Annotated in this window: 17 protein-coding genes; 6 read left to right on the top strand and 11 right to left on the bottom strand. The window is 71.4% G+C overall.

Annotated features, from left to right (window positions below):
• Nucleotides 1-9: 9 nt before the first annotated feature.
• From ACZ4UU_RS41875 to ACZ4UU_RS41845, 7 genes are all read right to left on the bottom strand, one after another.
• Nucleotides 10-822, bottom strand: coding sequence for an Fpg/Nei family DNA glycosylase (locus tag ACZ4UU_RS41875; protein WP_471908694.1), 813 nt, complete (start codon nt 820-822; stop codon nt 10-12).
• Nucleotides 823-923: 101 nt separating this feature from the next.
• Nucleotides 924-2,228: a TerD family protein gene (locus ACZ4UU_RS41870; RefSeq protein ID WP_471908693.1), complete on the bottom strand. Its 1,305-nt coding sequence runs from the start codon at nt 2,226-2,228 to the stop codon at nt 924-926.
• Between the two features lie 239 nt (nt 2,229-2,467).
• A complete protein-coding gene (locus ACZ4UU_RS41865; RefSeq protein ID WP_471908692.1) occupies nt 2,468-3,784 on the bottom strand; it encodes a glycoside hydrolase family 36 protein in 1,317 nt (438 codons plus the stop codon).
• Nucleotides 3,785-3,810: 26 nt separating this feature from the next.
• On the bottom strand, nt 3,811-4,698 hold the full coding sequence (locus ACZ4UU_RS41860) for a carbohydrate ABC transporter permease (RefSeq protein WP_471908691.1): 888 nt from the start codon (nt 4,696-4,698) through the stop codon (nt 3,811-3,813).
• On the bottom strand, nt 4,695-5,681 hold the full coding sequence (locus ACZ4UU_RS41855) for a carbohydrate ABC transporter permease (protein WP_471908690.1): 987 nt from the start codon (nt 5,679-5,681) through the stop codon (nt 4,695-4,697). Before ACZ4UU_RS41855 ends, ACZ4UU_RS41860 begins: the two co-directional genes overlap by 4 nt.
• A gap of 41 nt (nt 5,682-5,722) precedes the next feature.
• Nucleotides 5,723-7,036, bottom strand: coding sequence for an ABC transporter substrate-binding protein (locus ACZ4UU_RS41850; RefSeq protein ID WP_471908689.1), 1,314 nt, complete (start codon nt 7,034-7,036; stop codon nt 5,723-5,725).
• Nucleotides 7,037-7,281: 245 nt separating this feature from the next.
• Nucleotides 7,282-9,039, bottom strand: a complete 1,758-nt coding sequence (locus ACZ4UU_RS41845) for a copper resistance CopC/CopD family protein (protein WP_471908688.1) — start codon at nt 9,037-9,039, stop codon at nt 7,282-7,284.
• Nucleotides 9,040-9,281: 242 nt separating this feature from the next.
• On the opposite strand from ACZ4UU_RS41845, the gene ACZ4UU_RS41840 reads away from it, so the two are divergent.
• On the top strand, nt 9,282-9,866 hold the full coding sequence (locus tag ACZ4UU_RS41840; RefSeq protein WP_471908687.1) for an SUKH-4 family immunity protein: 585 nt from the start codon (nt 9,282-9,284) through the stop codon (nt 9,864-9,866).
• Nucleotides 9,867-9,894: 28 nt separating this feature from the next.
• Here ACZ4UU_RS41840 and ACZ4UU_RS41835 read toward each other — a convergent pair whose 3' ends face one another.
• The 4 genes from ACZ4UU_RS41835 to ACZ4UU_RS41820 are packed head-to-tail and all read right to left on the bottom strand — an operon-like array spanning nt 9,895 to nt 13,927.
• Nucleotides 9,895-10,671 (bottom strand): SDR family NAD(P)-dependent oxidoreductase, encoded by a 777-nt coding sequence (locus tag ACZ4UU_RS41835; RefSeq protein ID WP_471908686.1) that lies wholly within the window; start codon nt 10,669-10,671, stop codon nt 9,895-9,897.
• Nucleotides 10,668-11,141, bottom strand: a complete 474-nt coding sequence (locus ACZ4UU_RS41830; RefSeq protein WP_471908685.1) for a cupin domain-containing protein — start codon at nt 11,139-11,141, stop codon at nt 10,668-10,670. The genes ACZ4UU_RS41835 and ACZ4UU_RS41830 overlap by 4 nt, the downstream gene beginning before the upstream one ends.
• A 10-nt stretch (nt 11,142-11,151) precedes the next feature.
• A complete protein-coding gene (locus ACZ4UU_RS41825; protein WP_471908684.1) occupies nt 11,152-11,760 on the bottom strand; it encodes a GNAT family N-acetyltransferase in 609 nt (202 codons plus the stop codon).
• Complete coding sequence (locus ACZ4UU_RS41820) at nt 11,753-13,927, bottom strand: penicillin acylase family protein (RefSeq protein ID WP_471908683.1); 2,175 nt, start codon at nt 13,925-13,927, stop codon at nt 11,753-11,755. The genes ACZ4UU_RS41825 and ACZ4UU_RS41820 overlap by 8 nt, the downstream gene beginning before the upstream one ends.
• Before the next feature lie 77 nt (nt 13,928-14,004).
• Here ACZ4UU_RS41820 and ACZ4UU_RS41815 point away from each other — a divergent pair, with 77 nt between their 5' ends.
• The 5 genes from ACZ4UU_RS41815 to ACZ4UU_RS41795 all read left to right on the top strand — a co-directional run bounded on the left by ACZ4UU_RS41815 (nt 14,005) and on the right by ACZ4UU_RS41795 (nt 17,003).
• The gene (locus ACZ4UU_RS41815) at nt 14,005-14,727 is read left to right on the top strand and encodes a siderophore-interacting protein (RefSeq protein ID WP_471908754.1); all 723 of its coding nucleotides are present in this window, start codon (nt 14,005-14,007) and stop codon (nt 14,725-14,727) included.
• A gap of 171 nt (nt 14,728-14,898) precedes the next feature.
• On the top strand, nt 14,899-15,492 hold the full coding sequence (locus ACZ4UU_RS41810) for an HhH-GPD-type base excision DNA repair protein (protein ID WP_471908682.1): 594 nt from the start codon (nt 14,899-14,901) through the stop codon (nt 15,490-15,492).
• A gap of 140 nt (nt 15,493-15,632) precedes the next feature.
• Nucleotides 15,633-16,313, top strand: coding sequence for an HdeD family acid-resistance protein (locus ACZ4UU_RS41805; protein ID WP_471908681.1), 681 nt, complete (start codon nt 15,633-15,635; stop codon nt 16,311-16,313).
• A gap of 122 nt (nt 16,314-16,435) precedes the next feature.
• A complete protein-coding gene (locus tag ACZ4UU_RS41800; RefSeq protein ID WP_471908680.1) occupies nt 16,436-16,816 on the top strand; it encodes a hypothetical protein in 381 nt (126 codons plus the stop codon).
• A 61-nt stretch (nt 16,817-16,877) separates the two neighbouring features.
• A complete protein-coding gene (locus ACZ4UU_RS41795; RefSeq protein WP_471908679.1) occupies nt 16,878-17,003 on the top strand; it encodes a hypothetical protein in 126 nt (41 codons plus the stop codon).
• Nucleotides 17,004-17,108: the final 105 nt, after the last annotated feature.

The raw sequence follows: 17,108 nt of genomic DNA, 5'->3' as shown, positions 1-17,108 counted from the left end.
GCACACGGCTCACGCCTCTCCCTCCTTCCCATCCCCGTTCGCCTGCCCCTGACACCCGGGGCACCACACCGTCGTACGACCGCCCACCCGCGACCGGCGCAGAGCCGTGCCGCAGCGCGGGCAGTGCGGGTCGGGGCTGTCGCGGTGGCCGGTGAGCCAGCCGGGGCGCGGGGGCACCCGGCCCGCGGTGACCGCGGGGCGCAGGGTGCGGCGCAGCTGGGTGTAGAGGCGCCGTCGTTCCGGCTCGGTGAGGGCGTTGGCCGGGGTGGCGGGGCGCAGTCTCGCGCGCCACAGGATCTCGTCGGCCAGGAGGTTGCCGAGACCGGCCAGGACCGACTGGTCGATCAGGACCGCCTTGACGCGGCCGCGGTGCGAGGCGAGCGCGGACTCGAACTCCGCGCGGTCCACCGTCAGCGCGTCGGGGCCCTGGTGCGCCAGCAGCCGTACGACGTCGGAGTCGTCGTGGGCCAGCCAGAGGCCCTGGAGCTTGCGCTGGTCGCGGTAGCGGAGCTGGCGGTCGCGGGCCAGCGTGAACAGGACCCGGTCGTGGGGCTCGGGTGCGTCGTCCGGGTGGGCGCAGAGCAGCAGGCCGGTCATGCCGAAGTGCAGTGCGAGGGTGGGGCCGCCGGTGCGGGCCAGCAGCCACTTGCCGTGCCGCCGCGTCCCGGTGATCCGGCGGCCCTCCAGCGCGTCCCGCAGGCCCCGCGCGCTCACGCCGTGCAGGACACCCGCGTCGCGCACGTCGACGCGACGGATGACCCTGCCCTGCGCGCAGGACCGGAGCACCTTGCGGAAGCCCTCGACGTCCGGCAGCTCAGGCATGAGGGTCGGCCTTCGGAGCGTGAATGCCGCACATCTTTACTGTTTGCCCCGTTTAGAGACGCTTTGCACCTCGGGAGGCACTCGGCCCGGCCTGCCCCGCGTCAGCGCCTCTTGAACTCCACCGGCCCCGCGTTCATCTCCACCGTGCCGTCCGCGTGGAGCACGGGGCGGCGCTCGGTCATCCGGCCGCTGTAGGCCTCGACGTGGTGGATCGCGGCCCCGTCGGACTCGGTGAAGTCGACCAGGGCGATGGCCACCCAGTACCGGGTCTTGGTGTTCTCGAAGAGCGGCACGGTGACGGTCGAGCCGCGGCCGTCGGTGACCACGACGTGCGCGCCGAAGCTGCGGAAGGAGCCGAAGCCGTTGCTGACCGCGGAGTACGCGCACAGCAGGACATAGCCCTGCTCGTCGGGGCGGACGATACGGAGGGTCTCGCGCCCGGGGACCCGGGCGTCGCCGTCGAGGTGGATGAAGGGACGGTTCTTCAGCGAGCCGAGGCTCTTGTAGTAGACGACGTCCGCGCCCTTGCCCTTGTGCGCCGTGTCCGGGGCGGCCGCGGGGCGCGACTTCTTCTTCGGCGTGACGAGGGTGCCGGGCGGCTGCTCGCCGCGTACCGCCTCGGAGGCCGGCACGAACAGGGCGTAGAGATCGAGGTCGGCGCCCCGCCTGCGGCGCTCGTCGCTGCCGCCGTCCCACTCCAGGGTCGCGGTGACCACCAGCTCGCGGTCCGCCTTGTCCAGGCTCATCGAGACCTGGCCGCCCTTGTCGAGGCTGATCTTGCCGAGCGGGGGCTTGCGCAGGTTCATGGGGGGCGCGGCCGGGGCCGGGGCCGGCCGTACTGGTGCCTCTGCCGCCTGTCGCGCGGGCTCCTCCGGCGTCTCCAGCTCCTCGTGCGCCACCTCGATGCCGAAGTCCGTCGCGAGTCCCGCCAGCCCGTCGGCGTAGCCCTGGGCGATGGCGCGCAGCTTCCAGGTCTCGCCCCTGCGGTAGAGCTCCATCAGGAGTACGGCGCGTTCGCCGTCGGTGAGGGCCGGCGGTCGGAAGTGGACGGGTTCCGCGCCGAGTTGGCAGGCACGGACCGTGACGTCCTTCACCTCGCTGAAGGTGCGGCTCGCGTCGTCGGGGTCGCAACTGCCGACCAGGACCACGCGGTCCACGTCCGCGGGGAGCGCGGCCGGGTTCATCTCGACGCGCTCCGGGCCCTCGGCGTCGGCGGCGAGGTGCCGTACGGCACCGGACTCGGCGGACGGCTGGTTGTAGAAGACCAGGTCGTCGTCGCACCGGACCTTGCCGTCCGCCGCCACCAGCAGCGCGCTGAGATCGACGGTGCCGCCCACGGCGTGCAGTTCGGCGACCAGAGGCCCGGAGCCCACCACGATGTTCCCGCCCTTGCTCAGCTCCGGCATGCCGCCCCCGCCCCTCGAAAGCCCCCCTGCGAATGTCCTCCCACCCTGCCACTCAGCACGGCTCGCGCACCACCGCCGTCTCCCCCGCCGCGACGGCGGCATGGGCGGGGCGGTCGGTGTGGTTGATCAGGAAGAGGTAGTCGCGGTCCTGCGTTGATGAGGAGCCGTCGACATCCAGCGGCCTGACCCGCCGGGCCGGCCCTGGCTGTGCTGTCCGGGGACGGAGAGTTCGCGCTTCATCAGGCACCTCCGCCGAGGAGACGACGGGTGGTGGTCACGCCCCACTCGTCCAGGGACAGCAGCCGGTCGCTGGAGGCCATGAGGCCGCCGGTCGCCTCGACGTGCGCGGCCCAGCGCTCGCGGGTCTCGACGGCCGGGCGGGCCATCAGACAGTCGGGGTCGTTGATCCAGAGCCGGCCGTGCTGCCACTGGCGGCCGACGCCGGTGAACTCGGCGGGGTCCTGGCCGGGCTGGCTGTAGTCGTCGGCCTCGGGGCGGCGGTGCGGTGCCGTGTCGGGGCTGACCCGCATCGCGTCGAACAGGCCGATCGAGGCGAGCAGGGGCGCCCCGCAGCCCAGCAGGTAGGCGTCCGCGCCGATCGCCTCGCGGATCAGCCGGATGCCCTCGCGGTACGCCGTCAGCGCGTCCGTCTCCGCGTCGTGCCGTACGCCGTCCAGGGCGCCCGCGTAGAGGAAGTCGACCTTGAAGTAGTCGTAGCCCTCGGCGCGCAGCGTCCGGAAGACCTCCGTCAGATACCCCGCCGCCTCGGGGTGGGTGGTGTCCAGGACGCGCAGGTCGTGGCCCCAGTTGCGGCCGGCGTGCGTGAAGCCGCCGTCCGCGTCGCGGACCAGCCACTCGGGGTGCTCGGCGGCCAGGTCGCTCGCCGGGTCGACCAGGAAGGGTGCCGTCCAGATGCCGGCGCGGCGGCCCCGCGCCCGGATCGCGTCCGCGATGCCCGCGCGGGAGCGGAAGCGGCCGGAGAGCGTGAGCCAGTCGCCGAGGGCCTTCTGGTAGCCGTCGTCGATCTGGACGACGTCGATGGGCAGGTCGAGGGTGTCCATCGCACGGAGGTTCTCGTGGATGTCGTCCTCGGTGACGGCGGTGAAGTACTCGTACCAGGAGCACCAGACCGTCGGCGCCGGGCGGGGAGCGGGCAGCTGGAGGCTGTCGGCCCACTCGCCGAGCACCGACCGGACGGAGGCGCCCGTCCACTCCTTCACCGGGCCGTCGGCGCTGACCTCGGCGACGGCGCCGTCCGTCACGACCAGCCGGATCGAGGGCACCTCACGCGTCGGGTCGACCGCCGCCCACAGGCGGACCGGCGAGCCGTCACCGGGGTCGAGCGCCAGCAGGCCCTCGCCCTGGAAGGTGCCCTCGGGGACGGTGACACCGGGGCGGTAACAGACCGTCGCCCAGTTGTCGTTGGTCGGGCGGTACGGCTTGTCACCGAGGGCGTAGGCGCCGCTGGGGCTCCAGGACTGCCAGCCCTCCTCGTGGACGCGGGCGCCCGCCGGGTCCACGGGCACGGAGGCGACGGGGGTGAAGGGGTGGTGCACGGGTGTCTCTTTCAAGAAAGGGGCCGTCAGCCCTTGTTGGCGCCCAGGGTCAGGCCGCTGACGAACTGCCGCTGGAGCACGAAGTACACGATCAGGGTCGGGATCGCGGTGAGCAGGGCGCCGGCGGCGACCAGGTTGGGGTCGGTGAAGTACGCGCCGGTGAGGTTGTTCAGCGCCGAGGTGATCGGCATGTTCTCGCCGGTGGAGATCAGCACGAGGGCCCAGAAGAAGTCGTTGTAGATCCAGATGGACAGCAGCGTCGCCAGGGCGGCCATCGCCGGGCGGCACAGCGGGAGCACGATCTGCCAGTACTGCCGCCACACCGAGGCGCCGTCGACGAGGGCGGCCTCGGTCAGCTCGTGCGGCAGGCTGCGCATGTAGTTGCTGAGCACGAAGGCGCAGAACCCGGACTGGAAGGCCACGTGGATGAGGACGAGCCCGAGCGCGGAGTCGTAGAGCTTGCCGCTCATGGTGATGCCGGGCAGGTCGATCAGCAGGTACAGCCGGTACAGCGGGGTGATGATCACCTGCTGCGGGAGCAGGTTGCCGGCCGTGAAGACGAGCAGCAGCGCGAGGTTGAGACGGAAGTCGAAGCGGCTGACGTAGAAGGCGACCATCGAGGACAGGAACAGCGTCAACAGCACCGCCGGGACGGCGATGATCATCGTGTTGACGAAGTAGTGGCTCATGTCGGACTGCGTGAACGCGTTCGTGAAGTTGTCGAAGTTCAGCGTGTCCGGCCAGGACACGTATCCCTTCTCGCTCGTCTCGGAGTACGGGCGCAGCGCCGAGTAGATCGCCCAGGCCAGCGGGCCGATCCAGACCAGCGCCATGGAGGCCAGGAACAGGTGCAGCAGGATCCGGCCGGGGCGGACGGGGGCGCGCTTCTTGAGCGCGACGGTGGCGGTGCTCATGCGCGCCGCTCCTTCCGGAAGGTGGCCACCAGGTAGGGGATGATCACGACGAGGGAGATCAGCAGCAGGACGACCGCGATGGCGGAGCCGTATCCGATGCGGCTGGACTCGCCGATGATGTTGTTGGTGACCAGGATCGAGAGCAGCTCGGTGCCCTCGGCGCCCTTGTTGAAGACGAAGACCAGGTCGAAGGCGCGCAGGGCCTCGATGATGGTGACGACCAGGACGACGGTGTTGGTCGGCCGCAGGGTCGGGAAGATGACGTTCTTGAACGTCTGCCACTCGTTTGCCCCGTCGAGCGCGGACGCCTCCCGCAGCGAGGGGTCGACGCCCTTCAGGCCGGCCAGGTACAGGATCATCATGTAGCCGGTGTGCCGCCAGGACGCGGCGACGAGGATCGCCCAGAGGTTGAGGTCCGGGTCGCCGATCCAGTCGATGTACTTGCCCGGCTCGTTGGCCCCGATGATGCTGTTGATCAGGCCGGTGTCCGGGTTGTAGATCAGCTGCCAGACGAAGCCGATGACGGCCATGGACAGCACGACCGGCAGGAAGAACGCGGTCTGGTAGACCCTGCTGAACCGGATCTTCTTGTCCAGCTGCACGGCCAGGAACAGGCCGAGCGGCGTCGGGATCACGATCAGCACGACGAACCAGATGACGTTGTGCTGGACTGCGGGCCAGAACTGCGGGTTCTGCTCGAAGAGCACCTTGAAGTTCTCGAGCCCGACCCACTTGATCGAGTCGAAGCCGATGCCGTCCCAGGTGGTGAAGGCCAGCGCGATCGAGGCCAGCGCGGTCACCCAGACCAGGGCGATGTGCAGGACGGTCGGCAGGCCCGCCATCAGGCCGAGGGTGAACCGGTCGCGGCGGGTCAGCAGACGGCGGTGCCCCTGAGGCACCTTCTTGGGGTTCTCGGCGGGGGCAGCGCCCGGAGGCGGCGCGGCGGCCGCCTCCGGGTTCTCCTTGGTGATGTCGGTAGTCATGTGAATCAGCCGTGTCAGCCGTATCTCTCGAATCAGCCGGATCAGCCGGACGCGAAGATCGTCTTCTTCTGCCGCTCGATCGAGGACAGCAGACTGTCGACGCCCTTGGGGTCGCGGACGAACTTCTGCAGCGCGGGCTGCATCACCGTCGAGGTGAAGTCCGGGCGGCTGTCACGGTCCATGAACTGGGTCAGGGACTTGGCGCCGGAGATCATGTCGTACGCCTTCTTCTGCAACGGCGTGTACGACGACGTGTCGGCCTTGGTGGAGGCGTGGACCACGCTCGGGTCGGACTTGAGGTAGATGTCCTCGGCCTCCGGGGTGCCCAGGAACTCCAGGAGCTTGACGGCCTCGGCCTTGTTCTTGGGGCTCTTGCTCATCATGAACCCGTCGGTCGGCGCCTCGACCGTGTCCTGCCCGAACGCCGGGTCGATCTCCGGGAAGGCGAAGAAGTCGAGGTCGTCGAGGGCGGCCTGGTCGGTGAACTGCTGGGCCACGAAGGTGCCGAGGAGGTACATGCCGGCCTTCTTCGAGGCGAGCGTCTGGGCCGCGTCCTGCCAGGTGCGGCCGACGGCGCCCTCCTGGTGGTAGGGGAGGATCTCCGCCCACAGGTCGAAGGCCTTGCGCACCTTGGCGTCGGTCCAGGAGGCCTTGCCCGCCATCAGCTCGACGTGGAAGTCGTAGCCGTTCTGGCGGAAGTTGATCTGGTCGAAGGTGCCGAGCGCGGGCCAGGCGTCCTTGTCACCGAAGGCGATCGGGACGAGGCCGTCCTTCTGCATCTGCTTGCACAGCGCGACGAAGTCGTCCCATTTGGTGGGGACTTCGTAGCCCTTCTCCTTGAAGACGCTCTTCCGGTAGAAGATCGCCCAGGGGTAGGTGTACAGCGGCACGAAGTAGTACTTGCCGTCCTCGCCCTTGGAGAGCTTCTGCATCGCCTCGGGGAAGTTGCCCCCGATGGTCTTCCACACGTCGTCGATCGGGGTGGCCAGGCCCTTGGCCGCGAAGAACTGCATCCGGTAACCGGCGAACCAGGTGAACACGTCGTCCGGCGTGCCCTGGAGGTAGGAGTTGATCTGCTCCTGGAAGGTGTTGGAGTCCTTGGTGTTCACGTCGACCGTGATGCCGGTCTTCTTCTTGTAGGCCGCGTAGATGTCGGCGAACGCCTTCTTCGGCACCGGGTCGGACGCCTTGGAGCCGAGGGAGACGGTCTTCGGGTCACTCGCCGTACCGCTGCCGCCGCAGGCACTCAGCAGCGGGATGCCGGCGCCGAGTACGGCGGCGCCGCCTATGCCGCGCAGCAGGGAGCGGCGGCTCGGCGAAGGCAGTGAGAGACCGGAAGGAGAGAGGTGCGGCATCTACGGCTCCTGGTGACAAGGTTCGATCATGAGGGTTTGGGCGTGTTGAAGTCCGTCGTAACCGATCAGAAATCAACTTGACCGAACACGGTGGCGCAATAACAGCCGTTTGTCAGGTCATGCGTCAAGAGATGTCGATCGCCGTTTTGGAAACGTGACCGACATCTCGAACCAACGCTCAACAATGTGTTGATCGCCCCCGCGACCCCCGCGCCCCCGGCGAAGATCGCATCGCCGGCGCGGTCTCAGCGCACGATCACCGACTTGGTCTCGCTCACCTGGTCGACCTCCGAGATCCGCACGGTCACCTTCATCTCCCAGGTGCCGGCGATGGGCAGGTTGAGGAAGCTGTTGCCCCAGTAGCCGCCCTTGTCGGTGAGCTCGGCGTCGAGGGGGCCGATGTCCTTGGCCGGGTGGGTGAAGGAGATACGGAGCTCGGGGACGATGGACACGCCCCCGTCCGGGCCGTAGACGAGGGCCTCGATCGAGTTGTCGCCGACCCGCCCCGGGTCGAGGGTGACCTGCACCTTGCCGTGGCCGCCGGGGGTGCCGACGTCGAAGGGGACGTCGGTGACGGAGGCCCCGACGACGGTGGGCGCCCCCGCGGCCGCGTCGGCCTCCGCCCGGCCGGGCAGCGTGCTGGTGAGGATCGTGGTGACCAGCAGCACCACGGCCCCGACGGCGACTTCGGCGAGGACGGAACGGCGCAGGGCGCGGCGGTGCGGGTCCGGGGCAGCCGGTCCGTCGGCCCGTTCCGGCGGATCGGGAAGCGCCGGCCCGCCGACCACCTCCGGAACGCGCTCGCGTTCCCGCTCCCGCTCCGGTTCCCGCTCCCGTACGACCGCCTCCGCGTCGGCCGTCGTCGCCAGTCGCGCCGTCCAGCGACGCGAGAGGGCGGCCGCCCCGAGGAGCAGGGCGACCGCGGCCAGCTTGAGGGTCAGGAGCCTGCCGTACGTCGTGCCGGTGAGCGCGTCCCAGGAGCCGAGGCCCCGCCAGGACTGGTAGACGCCGGTGACGACGAGGACGGTCACGGAAGCGAAGGCGAGCCGGGAGAAACGGGTCACCGCGGCCGGGGTCAGGCGGGCGCGGTACAGCGTCACGAGCAGGGCAGCGAGCCCGCCCAGCCATACCGCCGTGGCGAGCAGATGCAGCGCCGAGGACGTCATCGCGACCGGCACCTGGATGCCGGCGGAGGCGTGTTCGCCGGCCGCCCAGGTCCCGGCGAGCCCGACGGCGAGGCCCGCGCCGCCCCAGCCGTACGGCTTGCCCCGCCTGGCCTGCCGTACGAGATACCCGGCGGCCACGGCCAGGAGCCCCAGCCTCACCAGCAGAACGACCCCCGACCGACTGCTCAGCGTCCGGCTGAAGGAGTCGGCGCTCAGCGCCCCCAGGGGTCCCTCGCCGGTCTCGTACGGGGCACGCAGCACCAGCAGGGCGAGGGTGGCACCGAGGAGCGTCCACCAGCTCGCCCGCAGCAGCTTGCGGAGCACGGGCGCGTCCGGCGGACGGCACAGCGCCACGAAGGTGGCCGTGCCGATGAGCAGGGTGGCGGCGAGGTAGGCCAGATAGCGGGCGATGTTGTAGAGGCCCTTGGTCGCCGGGTCCTCGGTGGGGCCGGGATCCACGGTGGCCGTGGTGACGGTGGCCTTGCCGATCGAGAACGTGAACGCGCCGGAGACCGGGTGACTGTCCGCCGACACCACCCGCCAGGCCACGGTGTACGTCCCCTGCGCCAGCTTCCCGGGCAACGTCACCCGGGCGGTCCGGCTGCTTTCCGGGCCGTGCGTCGGCTCACCCGTGCGCAGGCGCCGCCCGTCGGGGTCCAGGACGCGGAAGGAGTCGTCGAGCAGCCCGACGGACTCCGTGAAGGTCAGGGTGAGGTGGCGGGGGGCCGACTTGAGGAGGGCGCCGTCCTCGGGGTCGCTGGCACGGAGGGCCGCGTGGGCCGACGCGGGTCCCGTGCCGCCGAGGAGGAACAGGACCAGCAGGGGGCCCAGCAGCACCAGCCGTTGAAGCCCCCGCCGTCCGCCGGATCGGCGCCGCGGCTGTCGTCGGTCATCGCACCCCACGTGTGTCACATCTCCGTCGTCGGACTCGAGGCCTCGGGGATAGGTACGGACGCGGAGGCCTGGGGGCTCAGCGCCGCGACGGGGTTTTGCGCAACGACCACGCCTTGGGAGGATCTTCCATCCGACTGACCGGGTCCGCGATGACCCAACGACCTGCGATGCATGGGGGCCACGACGTGAAGAGCAACGAAGTTCCGCTGATACCGGACGCGGAATGGCTGGAGGAACGGCTGGGCAAGGGCTCGCTCTGGCGACCGGGCGAGGGCGATCTGCCGGCCGAACTGACCCACGCCTCTTCGCGGGAGTTCCTGCTCACGGTCGGATTCCCCGCCGTCCACCTCGAAGTCGTGGGGATCGACACGAGGCACCTGCGGGAAGAGGACGGGATGGAACCGTTCGACGCCGACGAGATCTACGGCGAGCGCTACCCCGACGACGACTCCCCGCCCAAGAACTTCTGCTTCACCATGGCCACCTGGTACGACCAGCACCTGATGCTCGGCGCGGACCTCGGTGGCATCACCCACTACGACCCCAACGGGTGGGATCACGGCGCCGGTTGGAAGGGAGAGGCCGCCGACAGCCTCCCCGATCTGGCTGTGCTCCTCGCTCTCGTCGCCGAGTCGAGCGACGCCCTGGACTCGGCTGACGACGCAGTGCGCGTCGCCGCCGCCACCGAGTTGCGAAGGCGCATGACCGGCGTGGATCCGCTCGTGGACGGCTCCGCGTTCTGGGACGAGATCTTCGAGTTGTTCGAGTGAGTTCGACTGGATGCGAAGAGCTCACCGCTCACCACGTAGGCCGAGCCGACACCCCGCCGTCCACCACCAGATCGTGCCCGGAGATCCACGACGCGAGCCCCGAGGCCAGGAACACGCACGCGTCCCCCACGTCCTCCGCCCGCCCGAGCCTCCCGACGGGCGCGGCCTCCCGCCACTTCCGTACGCCGTCCGGCCACGCCTCGCCCAACCCCTCCCGGTCGATCAGCCCGGGCGAGACCGTGTTCACACGGATCCCGAAGGGGCCGTACTCCAGGGCCGCCGCCCGGGCATGCATCACCACCGCCGCCTTGGACGCGGAGTAGTGGGCGTGCAGCGGGGCGGGGCGGCTCGCCTCGATGGAGGCGATGTGGGTCACCGAACCGCCGCCCTGCTGCTCCCGCATGACCTCGGCCGCGGCCTGCGTGCAGGCGAAGACGCTGGAGAGGTTGGTGTCGACGACCTGCCGCCACTCCTCCACCGTCATCCCGGGCAGCGCTCGCGTCGGCTGTACGCCAGCGTTGTTCACCAGCGCCGTCAGCCGGCCGCCACCCCACTCGGCGGCCTCGCCGACCAGCCGCCGGCACGCGTCCTCATCCGTCAGGTCGGCCCGCAGGACGAGGGCCCGCCCGCCCGACTCCCGGACGCCCCGCGCCACTTCCTCGGCCGCCTCCACCGCCGTACGGCAATGCAGCACGACCGCCGCGCCCTCCTGCGCGAACCGCGTCGCGATCCCGCGCCCGATGCCGCCGCCCGCGCCCGTGACCAGCGCGACCTGTCCTTCGAGGAGTCCGAGGAGTCCGCTCATGGGCGGCACAGTCCCGCGATCCGGGCGGCTTCGGAGGGATAGCGCGCCGTCAGTTCCGCCAGGTCGCCGTGCTCGTAGCCCTCGTAGGTGAAGCCGGGCGCCATCGTGCAGCCGAAGAAGGTCCATGAACCGCCCGCGGCCACCCGCGCCCCCATCCAGGTCCCGGCCGGGACGGTGAGCTGGATGTGCTGGCCGAGCGGTATGTCGGGGCCGAGGACGGCGGTGCGGGAGGTGCCGTCCGGGGCGAGGAGCAGGATCTCCAGGGGGTCGCCCAGATAGAAGTGCCAGACCTCGTCGGACGGCAGGCGGTGCAGGGCCGAGAAGTCGTCCGCGGTGAGCAGGACCACTATCGCGGTGCCCTGCGGCCGCCCGTCGGACCGCTCTGGCCCCGCCCAGGTCTGCCGGAACAGCCCGCCCTCGCGCGGGATCGGCTCCAGGGAGTAGTGCGCGACGAGTTCTTCCGGAGTCACGCCCGGAAGGCTACCCCCGGCTCAGGAAGGCCAGTTGGGCCCTCTTCTGCGGGATGTACACGTCCGGCAGGTCGACCTCGGGCAGCACGACCACCGGCCCGGCCGTGAAGCCCTGCCTGAGGAAGCGCGCTATGGCCTTGTCGTTGCGCACGTCCGGGTCCACGACCACCCGGCGGCGGCCCAGGGTCCGGAAGACGTACGACGCCACGACGCCCACCAGCACCGAGGTCCAGCCGGGCCGCCCGCCCTCCGGGCCGGCGGGCGCGAGCAGCAGGTGGATGCCGATGTCGCCGGGCAGGACGTCGTAGCACTCGCCGACACGGTCCGCCTCCGGCTCGTAGGTCTGGAGGAGCGCTACGGGGGTGGCGTCCCGCAGGACGAGGTAGGCGTGGTGGGTGTCCAGTGTGGCCATGTGGGCGTAGATCCCGGCCACCTGGTCCCTGGTCAGGCCGTTCATGCCCCAGAAGGACGCCCGTTCTTGGCCGACCCAGCCGTGGACGACCTCGACATCGGCGTCGGCGTGCGGGTCGAGGGGGCGGATACGGACGGTACCGAAGCCCTCGACCGCTTCCTCGTGTACCAGCTCCGATACTTCGGACAACGCAGAGATCTCAGACATCGGATTCCTTCTCCAGCCTCGTGAAATCGGTGACGACCGGGACCAGATCCCCCGCCAGCCACAGGGGGAGTTGGTCACGGTGATGGGGCGAACCGGGGATGCCGCAGGCGCCGAGCGGGACCACCCAGAGGCTCGCCTCGCGGTCGGCCAGGTCCCAGACGTAGCGGGCGGCGGGGCCGCGCGCGCTGAGGTCGGTGAGGCCGGGGACCGCCGAGGTGCACAGCACACAGTCGTGGTCGCCGGAGAGGCCGGGTGCGTCGTACGAGGGGTCGGCGAGGGCCCGCCAGGGGGCGAGGCGGTGGGTGTCGCCCCAGGTGCCGTGCCCTGCCCCCGTGGACTGGTCCGCCACCTCCTCGACCGCCGCGCGGACGATCCCGGCGCGGTCGATGCCGTACAACTCCTCGGCGCGCAGGAGGTGTTCCAGCGCGAAGCCGACCCGGGGGAGCAGGGCCAGCCAGGGCAGAAGGACCTCCGGGTAGGCGGGTGGGGCGGACAGCGCGGCGAAGGCCGGGTGTGCGGCCAGTCGCCGTACGACCGCTCCGCGCACCGCCGCGTACACCGCCGCGGGCGCGCTGCTCGCGTCCATGCGGCGGTCCCAGGACAGGAGGGTCTGCCGGACGCGGGCGGCTTCGGGGGTGAGGCCGTCCATCGCGGCCACGATGTCCAACAGGGGTTCCGCGGAGGCCAGTTGGGTGTCCATGTGGATCGCCGGCATGTCGGCGGCCGACCAGCGTTCCTTCTCCCCCAGCAGGGCCGTGATGCGGTCGGCGCGGTGCGGCGGGGCGAACTCGACGCCCAGGGGCGCGGCCAGGCCGCGCTGATTGGCCATGGCGGCGACGCCGTCGGTGAGCCCGCCCCGGGGCGTCTCGTGCCGGCCCTGCCAGTCGTGGCCGGGCTCCCAGGCCGGAACGAGCCGGACCCGGTTGGCCTCAGACCGCACCGGCACGCTCCCGGCGACGCGGTGCAGCAGGCCGCCCTCGGTGTCGGCGGCCTGGACGACGTTGACGGGCTCGGCCCAGAGGTCGACGGCACGGTCGACGTCGGCGACGCGGCGGGCGCGGAGGAGCGGGAGGAGGGCGCTGAAACCGAGGTCGGAGGTGACGCGAGGTGGATAGCGGAGGGTGACGGCGAGGGGTGGGTCGTTGTCGTACAGGGGGCCGGGGGGCTCTTCGGAGCCCTCGGCTCCATCGAACCGTACGGCGCCATCGGCCCCCTCGGAGAAACCTTCCTGCAGATCGGGCAGCCCCTCCGGCCCCCCGATCACCACCGGCCCCCGCTCCGTCTCGATCACCTCGACCTCGACCGACTCCTCCCCGGCGACCTCGACGACCTCGGTATGCCGTGCGGCGCGCCGCCAGACGCCGTCCGGGTCCAGCGCCTCCACCCCCGCCCCCGTACGCCGCAACCGCTCCCGGTACAGGTCCTGGTAGTCGGCCATGGCGTTGGTGATGGCCCAGGCGACGCTGCCGGTGTGGCCGAAGTGGGCGATGCCGGGGATGCCGGGGACGGCGAGGCCGATGACGTCGAACTCTGGGCAGGAGAGGTGGATCTGCTGGTAGACGCCGGGTTCCTCGATGAAGCGGTGCGGGTCGCCGGCGATGACCGGGTGCCCGGTGACGGTCCGTTCGCCGCTCACCAGCCAGCCGTTGCTGCCGGAGGTGGCCGGCCCGTCGGTGGCGAACAGCGCGACCGCGTCGGCGCCGAGATGCCGTACGACCTGCTCACGCCAGAGCTTGGCCGGGAAGCCGGCGAACAGGATGTGGATGCCCAGCCAGACGCCGAACGGGGTCCAGGGCTCCCAACGGCCGGGGACCAGCCCGGTCCGCACGAACTCCGGCGTCCGACGGGCGCCCTCGGCCAGGCCCTCGTTGACCCCGTCGACGTAGGCCCGCACCCACTCCGCCGTCTCCGGGTCCCGCCCCTCCAGTTCGGCGAAGCAGCGTCTCGCCGTGTCGTCGAGGCGGGCCCGTCTGACGAACCGGTCCCAGGGCAGGGCCTCGGCACCGAGGAAGGACGCGGACGTGCCCTGGGACCTGTGCCGCTCCACCTCCAGCTGCCAGGCCCGGTCGAGGGCGGTGACGCGGCCCTGTACGCGGGCGAGCTGTCTCGCGTCGTCGGCGCGGAGATGCGGAATGCCCCAGGCATCGCGGAAGATCTCGCCGGTCACCTGTGCCCCTCCTTTGCTTTAGGTTAGCCTTGCCTAAGTCATTGGTGCAGGAATGGTACGTGAAGGGTGAAGACGCCATGGGGCAGGGGCACGGCTGGGAGGGCGCGGTCCTGAAGCTGCTGCGCGCGAAGGACTTCGTGTTCACGGTGACGGGCGCCGAGGACGTCACGCCGCGGTACCGCCGGGTCCACCTCACGGACGGCGGCATGCTGGCCGCGACCGGCGTCCACCCCACCATGTGGGTGCGCCTGTGGTTCGACAACGCGGGCAAGCCGCACCAGCGCGCCTACACCCTGGTCGACCCGGACCCGGCGGCCGGCACCTTCAGCCTGGAGTTCGCCCTGCACGAGGGGTGCGCCAGCGACTGGGCGCGGACGGCCAAGCCCGGCGACACGATCGAGGCGACCATCCACGGCACGGGCTTCGAACAGCCCGACCCCGCCCCCTCCCACGTCTTCGCCGTCGCCGACCCGGCCTCCCTCCCCGCCCTCAACTCCCTCCTCACCGCCCTGGACCCGTCCCCGGCCACGGTGTGGTTCGAGGGCGGCGAGCAGGACGGCCTCCCCTTCCGCACGACCCCCTCCCGCCACGACGTACGGACCCTGCCGAGGCGCGACGCCGGCGCCCACCTGGTCGCCGAGGTGAAGGAGGCCCTGCCCGACCTCCTCAAGGGCACCTCCGACCCGTACGTCTGGATCGCCTGCGACACGGCGACGACCCGGGCCCTGACGTCGTACGTCCGCAAGGAGCTGGGCCTGCCGAAGCAGCGGGTGAACGCGCTGGGGTACTGGCGCGCCTGACCGGCCGGGGCCGCTGCGCCCGGCCCGCCAGGGCCGCGGCCTCGGGGCGGGTGGGCGCGCAGTGCGACGGTTTCCGGAAATCCGTGGCACTCCGCGCGCAGGCGACCTGTCCCCGGCGGACAACAGCGTCCACGGCTGCGGGCCATGGACCGAGGGGGCATGATCGGGGGCATGGACGTCACCCTTCACCTCGCCCAGGACCCCGAGGCCGACGCGCTCCTCGGCCGCAGCCCGCTCGCCGCGCTGGTCGGCATGCTGCTGGACCAGCAGGTGCCGATGGAGTGGGCGTTCAAGGGGCCGCGCACCATCGCGGACCGCCTCGGCGCGGACGATCTGGACGCGCATGACATCGCCGCGCAGGACCCGGACGCCTTCGCCTCCCTGCTCTCGGAGAAGCCGGCCGTGCACCGCTACCCCGGGTCCATGGCCAAACGGATCCAGCAGCTGTGCCAGTACCTCGTCGAGCACTACGACGGTGACGCCGAGCTCGTCTGGAAGGGCGTCGACGACGGCCGGGAACTGCTGCGCCGGCTGCAGGACCTGCCCGGCTTCGGCAAGCAGAAGGCCCAGATCTTCCTCGCCCTGCTGGGCAAGCAGCTCGGCGTCCGCCCCCAGGGCTGGCAGGAGGCCGCCGGCGCCTACGGCGAGACGAAGTCCTTCCGCTCCGTCGCCGACATCACCGGCCCCGAGTCACTGGCCAAGGTGCGGGCGCACAAGCAGGAGATGAAGGCGGCCGCGAAGGCGGCGAAGAGCGCGGGGAAGTAGAGCAGGGGGCAGGGAAGGGGGGCAGATGAGCCGATACGGCGGCCTTCGCGGCCGTGGCCCCTCGCCTGCCCGCCCCGTGCTGTCATTCGAGTGGCCCGTCCCCGATGGCGAGGCGGGCCGGGTCGTTCTCAGCATGGATCATGAGCGAGTCACCGACCGGCTCCCCGTGGGGTCGGGACTACGACGACCGGCACGTGCACGCCGGGCACACACCCGGGCCGGGGACCCGCACGGCCGTCCATGAGCCCGAGCCGCCGCTCGAAGGCCCCCTGCACGCCCTCTCCCGCGCCGCCTGGCAGGTCGTCCTCGGCACCGGCGTCTGCTCGCTGGTCCTGGGTGTCCTGGTCCTGGTCTGGCCGGGCGCCCCGCTCTTCGTCTCCGGGGTTCTCTTCGGCCTCTACCTCCTGATCAGCGGTGTCTTCCAGCTGGTCGCGGCCTTCGGCACACACCGGACGACCTCGCTGCGGGTGCTGGCGTTCATCAGCGGCATCCTGTCGGTCGTCCTCGGTCTGTTCTGCTTCCGCCGCCCGATGCAGTCGGTCCTGCTGCTCGCCCTGTGGATCGGCATCGGCTGGCTCATCCGCGGCATCTCCCAGCTGCTGGCCGCCGCCTCCGACAAGTCCATGCCGGCGCGCGGCTGGCAGATGCTCCTGGGCATCGTCACCGTCCTCGGCGGAATCGTGCTGATCGACTCCCCGATCGAGTCGGTCACGGTGCTGATGGTGATCGGCGGCTGCTGGCTGGTGGCGGTCGGCGTCGTCGAGATCGTTCTGGCGCTCCGGATCCGGGGGCGGGCCCGCCAGGTCCCGCGCGAACTTTGACACGGACGGTGACGCGAGCTGTGACAGGTACCGCGATACGCGCCCCGCACCGGTACGCCGAGCGGGCGGTTCTCGCCCCGAACGGGATGAACCCCGTACGGCCACCGGGGAGATGACCTTCCGTGAGTACCGCGAGTACCGCACGACGCCGTTCGCGCAGCCGCGCCTGGCTGCGGGTCCTCGTGCTGCTGCTCGCCCTCCTGGTACCGGGCGCCCACACCCAGGCACACGCCGCCCTGCCCACCGCGGCCGGCGTGTCGGGTTCCTCCGTTCCGTCCGGTGAACTCGCCGAGCACGACGTCCTCGACACGGTCCTGCGGCCATCGGCCCGCCCCGACCGGCGCAGCACGACCCGCCCGGGACGACCGGGCCCCGGCCCACTGCCGCGAGCGGCACGCGACGCACGGCCGTGCCCGGCCCGCCCCGCGCCCCCACGGCCGTCGTACGCCTCCCACCTCCCCCGTCTCCCGCACGTCCTGCGCACTGTGGTCCTGCGCTGCTGACCGACCCCGTCACCAGGTCAGTCAGTACGAGCGGTACGACACAAGGAGCAGGAACACAGTCATGCCCACCGACCACTACGCGGTCCTGCGCGCCCTGCTGCGCGCGGAAGCCGTGCGCAACACACCGAAGCCGCAGTCGAAGAAGGAGAAGCCGCAGCATCCCCCGAAGGGACGGGAGCGCGGCTGAAGGCGGGCGGGGGGGGGGGGGGGGGGGGGGGGGGGGGGGGGGGGGGGGGGGGGGGGGGGGGGGGGGGGAGGGGGGGGGGGGGGGGGGGGGGGGGGGGGGTGCATC

The sequence above is a fragment of the Streptomyces sp. NPDC028907 genome (assembly GCF_055564995.1).
Note: the sequence above shows the minus strand (reverse complement) of the source record. Positions and strands in the feature narration are given on the sequence as shown.